General features: G+C 64.3%; 7 protein-coding genes and 1 pseudogene. 1 reads left to right on the top strand and 7 read right to left on the bottom strand.

Features of this window, described 5'->3' with window-relative positions; all coding sequences use genetic code 11:
• Nucleotides 1-60: 60 nt before the first annotated feature.
• The gene (locus EN780_RS19500; RefSeq protein ID WP_128275035.1) at nt 61-804 is read right to left on the bottom strand and encodes a glucose 1-dehydrogenase; all 744 of its coding nucleotides are present in this window, start codon (nt 802-804) and stop codon (nt 61-63) included.
• A gap of 142 nt (nt 805-946) precedes the next feature.
• Between EN780_RS19500 and EN780_RS19505 the strand changes: the two genes are divergently transcribed.
• Entirely contained in the window at nt 947-2,443 is a 1,497-nt protein-coding gene (locus EN780_RS19505; RefSeq protein WP_128275036.1) for an aldehyde dehydrogenase family protein, read from the top strand.
• Between the two features lie 8 nt (nt 2,444-2,451).
• Here EN780_RS19505 and EN780_RS19510 read toward each other — a convergent pair whose 3' ends face one another.
• From EN780_RS19510 to EN780_RS19535, 6 genes and pseudogenes are all read right to left on the bottom strand, one after another.
• Nucleotides 2,452-3,354: a LysR family transcriptional regulator gene (locus EN780_RS19510; protein ID WP_127283298.1), complete on the bottom strand. Its 903-nt coding sequence runs from the start codon at nt 3,352-3,354 to the stop codon at nt 2,452-2,454.
• Nucleotides 3,355-3,610: 256 nt separating this feature from the next.
• The gene (locus tag EN780_RS19515; protein WP_128275037.1) at nt 3,611-5,110 is read right to left on the bottom strand and encodes a sugar ABC transporter ATP-binding protein; all 1,500 of its coding nucleotides are present in this window, start codon (nt 5,108-5,110) and stop codon (nt 3,611-3,613) included.
• Nucleotides 5,111-5,113: 3 nt separating this feature from the next.
• Nucleotides 5,114-6,208: a strictosidine synthase gene (locus EN780_RS19520; RefSeq protein WP_128275038.1), complete on the bottom strand. Its 1,095-nt coding sequence runs from the start codon at nt 6,206-6,208 to the stop codon at nt 5,114-5,116.
• Nucleotides 6,205-8,322 (bottom strand): SMP-30/gluconolactonase/LRE family protein, encoded by a 2,118-nt coding sequence (locus EN780_RS19525; protein ID WP_128275039.1) that lies wholly within the window; start codon nt 8,320-8,322, stop codon nt 6,205-6,207. The genes EN780_RS19520 and EN780_RS19525 overlap by 4 nt, the downstream gene beginning before the upstream one ends.
• Nucleotides 8,323-8,333: 11 nt before the next feature.
• A complete protein-coding gene (locus EN780_RS19530) occupies nt 8,334-9,350 on the bottom strand; it encodes a sugar ABC transporter substrate-binding protein (protein WP_128275040.1) in 1,017 nt (338 codons plus the stop codon).
• A gap of 35 nt (nt 9,351-9,385) precedes the next feature.
• Nucleotides 9,386-9,621 (bottom strand): annotated as a pseudogene (locus EN780_RS19535) (ABC transporter permease); the annotation flags it as partial.

Raw genomic sequence — 9,621 nt, forward strand, 5'->3', positions numbered from 1 at the left:
ATGCACAACCGCGATCTGGTAGACATCCTTCATCGCCAACCCCTCAGGAACTGCGGATCTTCATATGCACTTGCCGCCGTCGACATTGAGGTCGACGCCGGTGATCATGCCGGCTTCGTCGGAGCACAGGAACGCGGCGGCGTTGCCCATGTCCTGCGGCGTCGACAGCCGGCCGATCGGAATGGTGGCGACGACGCGGGCGCGGTTTTCCTCGCCGGAGCCGATGAAGGTGGACAGAAGCGGCGTGTCGCCGGCAACCGGGTTGATCGCGTTGACGCGTATGCCGAAGGGCGCAAGCTCCACCGCCATGGCGCGGGTAGCGGCGATCGCCCAGCCCTTGGAGGCGTTGTACCAGGTGAGGTTCGGGCGCGGCGAGACGCCGCCAGTCGAAGCGACATTCAGGATGGCGCCCGCTTTTATGGATTTGAAATGCGGCACCACGGCGCGCGCGCCGTTATAGATCGAGCGCATATTGACGTTGGCGATGCGGTCGAACAGGCCTTCGTCCATCGTCTCCAGCGGCATGGGCGGCTGTGCGACGCCGGCATTGTTGACCAGTATGTGGAGCCCGCCGAAGGCCGAGCGTGCAAGGTCGGCGGCAACGACGAAGCTTTCCAGCGTCGAGACATCGCCGACGATCGGCCGCACCTTGTCGCCGGCTACGCCAGCGACGCGGGCTGCAGCGGCTTGGTCGCGGTCCATCAGCACCACCGCCGCGCCTTCCTCGACGAATTTCTTGACGATGCCTTCGCCAAATCCGGAAGCGCCACCGGTGACGATGGCGACCTTGCCAGCAAGTCTCATATCTCTTCCTCCGTTACCGGAACCATCGGGGAAGACGCTTGCGTTGCACAGTCCGATTATCTGAACGCCCTTTTAGCTTTCCTTGTTTGAGGTCGCCGGCGCTGGGAGTAATAGTCGGCCCGGAATTCGTGAGGAGGAGACGATGACGCTGAACTTCGACCCGAGGGCGAAGGCCACGGCGCTCTACCATGGCGAATTCCGGCCGATGTTCATCGGCGGCAAGTGGGTTGCGGCGCAATCCGGAGAGGTGATGCAGGCGCTGAACCCGGCGACGGGAGAGGTGCTGGCGACAGTGCCGCGCGGCTCGGCCGCCGATGTCGACGCGGCGGTGGCCGCGGCGCGCGCTGCCTTCGAAGGCCCCTGGTCCAAATTCTCGCCCTACGAGCGGCAATGCGTGCTGCTCAGGATCGCCGATCTGTTCGAGACGCATTGGGAAGAGCTCTGCGTCTCCGACACGCTCGACATGGGGCTGCCGATCACGCGCACGCTGGCCAACCGGCGCCGCGTCATCGGCATGCTGCGCTTCTATGCCGGCATAGCGACCGCGCTGCATGGCGAGGCGATCGACAATTCCATTCCGGGCGAAATCGTCACCTTCACCCGGCGCGAGCCGGTTGGCGTCGTCGGCGCCATCATTCCCTGGAATGCGCCGACCGCCGCCTCCATCTGGAAGATCGCGCCGGCGCTGGCGACGGGCTGCACCATCGTGCTGAAGCCGTCGGAGGATGCATCGCTGACGCCGCTCCTGATCGCGAAGCTGATGCAGGAAGCCGGCGTTCCCGACGGCGTCGTCAACATCGTCACCGGAACCGGCGCCGAGGCCGGCGCAAGGCTTGCCGAACATCCGGACGTCAACAAGATCGTCTTCACCGGCTCGACGCTGACCGGCCAGGCGATTGCCCGCGCCGGCGTCGCCAACCTCAAGCGCGTTTCGCTGGAGCTCGGCGGCAAGTCGCCGATCATTGTCTGTCGCGACGCCGATATCGACAAGGCGGTGCCGGTCGCGGCGATGGCGGTGTTCGTGCATTCGGGCCAGATCTGCATCGCCGGCTCGCGGCTGTTCGTGGCGCGCGAGATCCATGACGAGTTCGTGCGCCGGGTCGCCGAGTTTGCCGGCAAGCTGCGCATCGGCCACGGCATCGAGGCGGAGACCGAAATCGGGCCGCTCATCAACTCAAGGCAGGCCGGCAAGGTGGAAGGCTACATCAAGGCCGGCAGCGACGAGGGCGCCGAGCTGGTCGCCGGCGGCTCGCGGCTGACGGGCGAGCTCTATGACGGCGGCAACTTCATCGCCCCGACCGTCTTCGGCGCGGTGTCGGACAAGATGACCATTGCACGGGAAGAAATCTTCGGACCGGTCATCTCGGCAATGCCCTTCGACACGCTGGATGAGGCCGTCGCGCGCGCCAACGCGACGCCTTACGGCCTGGCGGCAGGTATCTTCACCACCAATCTCGGCACCGCGCACAGGCTGGCGCGTCGCGTCAAGGCCGGTTCGGTCTGGGTCAACATGTACCACGCCATCGACCCGGCGGTGCCGTTCGGCGGCATGAAGATGTCGGGCTACGGCCGCGAAGGCGGCGTCGAGCATCTGCACGAATATTTGGAGACGAAGTCGGTCTGGATCCAGACTGACTAGGCATACCCTTAAGTCAGTGAGCCAAGCTCACGCAGATTGGTGCGGATCAGGTTCATCAGCTGCTCGGAGAACGAGTGGTGCACGTAACCCCGGGCGGTGATGATGCCGACCGCGCGGTGGGCGTCGCGATGGTCGATCGGCACCACCCGCATGCGCTCGTCGTTGCGCGAGATGGCGATGCCAGGCACCACGCAGACGCCCAGTCCCGACGACACCAGCGCCACCGCGGTCTGCGCGCTTTCGACTTCATATTGCGGCTTGAGTTCGATCCCTTCCGCCGCCGTCAGCCGGTCGAGAAGGCCGCGCACCGCCGTCTTGCGGTTGAGCAGGATCAGCGGGAAGCGCTTCAGGTCGGACAGATTGAGCTTCTTTTCGCCGCCATAGGTTTCCACCGGGATGCAGGCCATCAGCGGATCATCGAGGATCGACTCGAACTGGAAGTCGTTGAGGTTCGGCAGTTCGGGGCCGATGTAGAATTCGACCTCCTGCTGCTGCAACAGCGCAAGTGCCGCCTGTGGCGGAGTCTCGATGACCTCGACGATCGAGCGCGGATAGCGCAGCTTGAACGTCGCCAGTATGTCGCCCAGCCGGCTCGCCGCAAGCGTCGGCGCGCAGGCAATCTGTACCTTGCCCTTGCGCCGCGCGGCGATCTCCGTCAGCCGGTCGAGGCTGGTCTGCACCTGCGACATTGCGTTGGCGATCTCCTCGAACAGCACCTGCCCTTCCGGCGTCAGGCTGGCGCGCTGCGCCGTGCGGATGAAGAGCGAGATGCCGATCTGCTCCTCGAGATCGCGTATCTGCATGGAGACGGCCGATGGCGAGCGGTTGCTCTCTTCGGCCGCGCGCCGGAAGCTGCCGTTTTCCGCGGCAAGCAGGAACGTCTGCAAAAGTTTGAGGTTGATGCTTGACATGTCCGCCCAGGCAGGTGGTCCGAAGCCCTGCCCTATTCAGACGCGGAAGCGATTGCAAGGCAAGAGGCAGGTCCAGGCGCAGGTCCGGATTTAGCCAGCGAACCTGCTCCCAATCAGGGTGTGTCGAGATTCAGGTCAGGGCCAGTCGAAAACGGTGGCTTCCGAGAACCGGAACGAAGCGTACTTAAAGTACGTGAGCAACGGAAGCGCAGGAACCGCCGTTTGCAGGCCGGCCTCACCTGAATATCGACATACCTTAGTGGACCGCGGCGAACATGACGCGCTCCTCGGTCGCTTCCGACAGCATCATCTCCTCCACCACGCGGCCGCGCTTGACCACCAGGATGCGGTCGGAAACCGCAAGGATTTCCGGCAGATAGGAGGAAATTACGACGACGGCCATGCCCTGGTCGGCAAGGTCGCTGATCAACTGGTGGATTTCGACGATGGCGCCGACATCGACACCCCGTGTCGGCTCGTCGAAGATCACCAGCTTGGGTTTCTGGATCAGTGACTTGGCGATCACGACCTTTTGCTGGTTGCCGCCGGAGAGCTCGATCATCCGGGCCCGGTCGCTGATCTGCTTAAGTCTGAGCCGCTCGCCCCACTGCTTGGCAAGCTCCCTGGCGCGCGTCATCGACACGATCGACACCGGGTTCGAGTTGTCGGTCAACTCGCCGATCTGCAGGTTTTCGCCCGCCGTCATCGTCTCGAAGAACCCGTCGAACTTGCGGTCCTCCGTCACATAGACGATGCCGTCGCGCACCGCCGGCCGGGGCACGCGGTAGCGCACCGATTTGCCAAGCAGGCGGATCTCGCCGCCATGGAAGATATTGCGCTTCAGCAGACCGGCCACGACTTTTGCCATCTCGGTGCGGCCGGCGCCGACCAGGCCGAACATGCCGGTGACCTGGCCCGAATAGACGGAGAAGGACGAGTTGCGCACCAGGCCGGCGCAGGAGAGGTTCTCGACAGAGAGCACCTTGTCGCCATAGGGGCGCGCGGTGCGCTTGATCTCGCCATGCAGCGTTTCGGTCAGCGTGCGGCCGACCATGGCCTGCACGATCGAGGCGCGGGTGAAGCCCTTGGCCTCTCCCGAAGCGACGATCTCACCGTCGCGCATCACGGTGATGCGATCGGCGACGGCGAGCGCCTCCTCGAGCGCATGGGTGATGAAGATGACGGCGATGCCTTCCTTCACCAGCCGCTGCAGCAGGTTGAAGAAATGGCGCTTCTCTTCCGGCGTCAGCGTCGCGGTCGGCTCGTCGAAGATGATGACGCGCGCCTTGTGGTGAACGGCGCGCGCGATCTCGACCATCTGCTTGTGGGCCGCGCCCAGCGTGCTCACCTGCACGGTCGGATCGACCTGGAAGCCCATGCCGGCGAGAAATTGGCGTGCCTGGATATAGAGGCCGCGCAACCGGTTGAACATCTTCTCTTCGCCGAGATAGAGGTTCTGCGCCACGGTCATGGACGGCACCAGATTGGTCTCCTGAAACACCATGGCGATGCCGGCGCGAAGCGCCTCGGCGGGGGTGGCGAAAGACACCTCCTTGCCGTCGAAGAACAGCTTGCCCTCGGTCAGCTTGAATACGCCGGCCATGACCTTGGTCAGCGTCGACTTGCCGGCGCCGTTTTCGCCCAGAAGCGCGTGGATCTCGCCCTTGCGCAGGTCGAGATTGACGTTCTTGAAAGCCGGTATGCGCGAGAACGCCTTGGTCGCGTCCTTCAGTTCGATGATGTTGGCGTCCGCCATCGCTTAACCCCGCTTGCCGCCGGCGGCCTTGGCCAGGCGCACGATCCTCGATCCGCCGCGCGAGGCGACGAGCAGGTCGTCGCCAAGCTCGCAGGCGCTGATCGTGCCATGCACCGTGCCGTCGGCACGCGAGTGGAAACTCGACAGCGGCTTCATGTTCTGGTCGCAGTGGACCACCAGACCGTAGGATCTGGTCACCGCGTAGGGCTTCAGTACATTCATCTGCTTGAGCTGGCTGCCCTGCATCGGCTCGCGGTAGTCGCGCCATGAGTTGAGCGACGGCGCCATCCAATAGGCTTCCGGCACCTCAGCCAGCATGCGCTTGCGGTAGGCCTCCTCGCGCAGGATGAATTCCACCAGCTGGTTGCGCACGGAATAGAAGGTCAGCCAGTAGCCGGCGTTGAAGGCCGGCGCGATGCGGGCGGGATAGGCCGGCAGATGTTCTAGCACCGGCACCATTGCCTTGGTGGCGAGATCGATCGCCAGCGCGCGATGGCGCCAGGCCTCTGTGACATAGACGCGGTTCGAGCCGGTCGTGGCTATGCCCGCCGGCCAAGCGAGGCCGTCGCGGATCAGCTCCAGCCGGCCGCTTTTCAAGTCGAGGCGCCAGACCGAGCCGGAAGCGTTCTTCTGCATCAGGTCGCGGCGCCAGCCTGTCGCAGGCAGCGAGGCCGAGCCATTGGCGATCAGCAGGGTGTTGCTGTCGAGGAAAGTCAGCGCGGTGACGCAGGACAGCCTGCGGGCCTCGTCGCCCTCCGCCTCCCGACCGTCATGCAGACCGCCATGAATGACGACACCCTTACCGTCGACGGCCAAAGCGGTCATGCCGCGGGCGTGGGCGAGCGCGGTGATCTCGCCCGGAAATTCCCGCAGCAATTCCGCCTTGCCGTCGGCGTCGAAACGCATCAGCCGATTCGCGCTGCTCGCCAGCACACTCTTTTCGGTCCGCACCAGATTGTCGACTTCAATGAGGCCGGCGAAAGTCTCTGCCTCTTCCAGCTCGTGATTGGGCAGCAACGGCCCATCGAGTGTCGGCACGGTAACCGCCCAGTCGCCGCGGCCGAGGAAGCGGTCGAAAAACTGGCTCACGGCGCTCATAGCTTTTTGCCCCAGTAGGAATCCGAGCTGAACCAGTCGGGATCGGCGCCCTTCAGCGCCAGGGTCCCCATGCGGTTGTTGAAGATGCCGCAGAGATACAGGGTTCCCTTGTGCTCGCGCATCGAGGTGATCATCGGATGCTTCTCGCCCGCCTGATCCCACAGGCTTTCGAGGATCTGGCCCTTGTCGTCAAAGCGCAGCACGCAACCGGTGTTGAGATTGGGCATCAGCCAGGCGTCTTCCGACACGCGCCGCGCCATGCGGCGGCGGAAGCCCGGCATTTCCAGCGAGAGATCGAGCGCCGGCGTGCGCATACCCATCAGCGCCAGCCAGTAGGTTCCGTCGGAGGCGCGGTTGATGTTGTCGGGATAGCCGGGCAGCCCCTCGATGACCCGCTCCACCGTGCCTTTCTTCGGACCGTCGAAATAGTAACGGCTGATGCGGCAGGCCCAGCTTTCCGCGAACAGCACGGACTGGCCGTCGAAAGCCGTGCAGATGCCATTGGGGAAGACGAGGTTCGACAACAGCGTGCGCGTCGAACCGGATTTGGGATCGTGCACGATGATGCGTCCATTGCCGCGGCTTTCGAGCGCGTCCGCATACCAGTCGTGCATCTCGAAGCGCACGGTGGCTTCGGAAAATACGATGCGGCCGTCCGGGAGAATGTCGCAGTCGTCGGCGAGCTTCATGGTCGAGTCGTCCACGACCGATGTCAGCGAACGGTTGGTCTCGGCGGTGAGCAGGTTCACCGCGCCTGCCGGCGAGACCTGATAGAGGCCCATGCCGGCGACGCAGATGACCAGATTGTCGTCGCGGTCGAAGGCCATCCCGAGCGGTGAGCCGCCGATATGGGCGAACACTTCGCTGTCGGTGTAGTGCGGCGGCTGGAAGCGCAAGATATCGCCCTGGCGGCTGCCGGTGTAGAGCCGGTCCTGGCGGTCGAAGATCACGTCCTCGGCGCCATCGAGGAAACCGAGGCCGATGACGCCCACGTCCTTCAGCCGGTCGTTCACCGCCATCGGCGCGCCGGGCGCGGTCGAGATCGCCTGCGGCATCTTGGCGAAGGTCGGCGAGATATAGACGCTGCGCAGGATTTTGTGGCGGTTCTTCACCCAGCGCACGTCGAGCAGCACCGATAGGAGCAGCACGAGACCGAGGATCAGGTAGTTGACCGGGCCTGGCACGGCGAGCGCAAGCAGGCTGTTGGACAGCACGAGCACGAAGAGCGTACCCATCAGCGCCTTGGCGACCGAGCCGCGCCCGCCGCCGAGCGAGATGCCGCCGAGCACCGTCGCGGTCAGTACCTGCAGTTCGAGCCCGGTGCCGATATCGGAAGCGGCACTGCCGATGCGGGCCGAGAAGAAGAAGCCGGATAGCGCGACCAGCACTGAACAAAGCACGTAGGCGCTGAACAGGGTGAACCGCACATTGATGCCGGCATTGTAGGCGGAACGGCGCGCGCCGCCGACCGCGAACAGCCGCCAGCCATAGCGGGCGCGCGACAGCACCAGATGGGTCACCAGGGCGATGACCACGAAGACGGCGAACGACGTCGGCACGCCCCAGACCGTGCCGAAGCCGAGAAAATCATATGTCGGCGAATCTGGTCCGCTGGTGACGATCGGCGTCGAGACCTGCGGGAAGACGATGTCGAAGGTGGAGCGGTAGATGATGAGCGTCACCAGCGTGGTGAGAAACGCCCTCATGCGCAGGAAGCCGACCAGGAAGCCGTTGACGGCGCCGCAGACAACACCGAGGCCGAGGCAAGCCAGGAGGCCGGTTCCGAAACTCCACTGCTCGACATTCATGCCGTAGAGCGTGACGAGCACCGCCAGCGCGAAGGTCGAGCCGACGGAGAGGTCGATGCCGCCGGACACCATGACGATGGTCATGCCGAGCACGACCAGGCCAAGCTCGGCGGTCTGGCCGCTGAGGTTGGTCAGCGTCGCCACATCGAAGAAGCCCGGCACGATCGAACCGAAGATCGCGCACAGGATAACCAGCGCCGTGAACGGGATGACGCTGTCTATCCACTGCTTGGTCAGGATCTCCCCGACCACATGGTCGGGGAGCAGACGATAGCGCCAGCGCACAAGGCTTTCGGCCATGCTCATCGAAAAGTCCGTTACTTGATGTCTTCAGGCTTCCAGCAGTTCCGGCCGGTCGCATCGGTCTTGTCAACGCGGGTGATCGGGCCGAAGAAGATGGTCTTCTCGCTGCCCGCCTGGCGTTCGGGATGCTGCAGCAGCTCGGAAATCTGCTGCGCCGCGATTTCGCCCTGGATCGGCGCGTTGAAGTTGAAGATCACGTCGAGCAGCCCGTTCTTGATGCTCTCGCAGCCGGTGGCGGCGCCAGCGCCATTGGTGACGATCGTGACCTGGTCCTGCTTGCCGGCAGCCACGACCGCCGCGCCGGCGCCGACTTCAGCATTGTCCCAGATGCCCATGATGCCGCAGAGATCGGGATGCTGCTGCAGCACCGTCTCGGTGATTTGGCGGGCCTTTTCGCTGATGTAGTCGGCCGGCTGGTCGGAGACGAGCTGCAGCTCGGGATTGGCCTTCAGCACCTCGTCGATGCCGGTGCGCATATAGATGTTGGCCGCGCCCGTCTGGACGCCGGCAAGCCAGACCACCTTGTGCGAGACGGCGTTCGGCCCGGTGCAATGCTTGGCCAGCTCGCCCATCTCCAGGCGCCCCATCTCGATCCAGTCATTGCCTACATAGGAGTCGGTCTGGGTCGCCGACTGCATGTTGACCTGCAGCACCTTGATGCCGGCGGCTTGCGCCTGCTTCAACAGGCGCGCATAAGTCTGCACGTCCGGGTTCTGCACGATGATTAGGTCCGGCTTCTCGGCGATGGCGCCCTGCATGGCGCGGATGCCGGCATTGGTGTCGCCGTTGGGGTCGCGCACCTCGAGGGTGAAACCATAGCGGGCGGCGTGGCGCTGCCATACCATCACCCAGGCCTGGTTGAGGTCCATGCCCTGCGAGATCGGCACGAAGATGACCTTCTTGCCCTTGACGCCGTCGATATAGGCGGCCCGGCCGACCTGATCGGTTTCCTGCGCGCTCGCGACCTGAGCGGCGCCAAGCATCGCCAGCGCGGCCAGGCCCGCGAACAGGCATTTCCTGATTATTTTCATGGGTTCCTCCCTGATTTGATGGTTCGGTTCTTGTTTCAGATGTCGCCGCTCTGCGAGGTCTGCTCGTCACGCGGATTGATGACGGCGTCGATGGCGAGCGCGCTGAGCAGGATCACGCTCTTGATCAGGTTCTGGCTGGTGTAGCTGAAGTTGAGGATCGTCATGCCATTGGTCAGGATGCCGACCAGGATGGTGCCGGCTATCACGTTGCGCACGCCGCCCTGCCCGCCTGACAGACCGATGCCGCCGAGCACGACCACCAGGAGCACGT

This window comes from Mesorhizobium sp. M4B.F.Ca.ET.089.01.1.1 (assembly GCF_004022605.1).
GTDB classification, from domain to species: domain Bacteria; phylum Pseudomonadota; class Alphaproteobacteria; order Rhizobiales; family Rhizobiaceae; genus Mesorhizobium; species Mesorhizobium abyssinicae.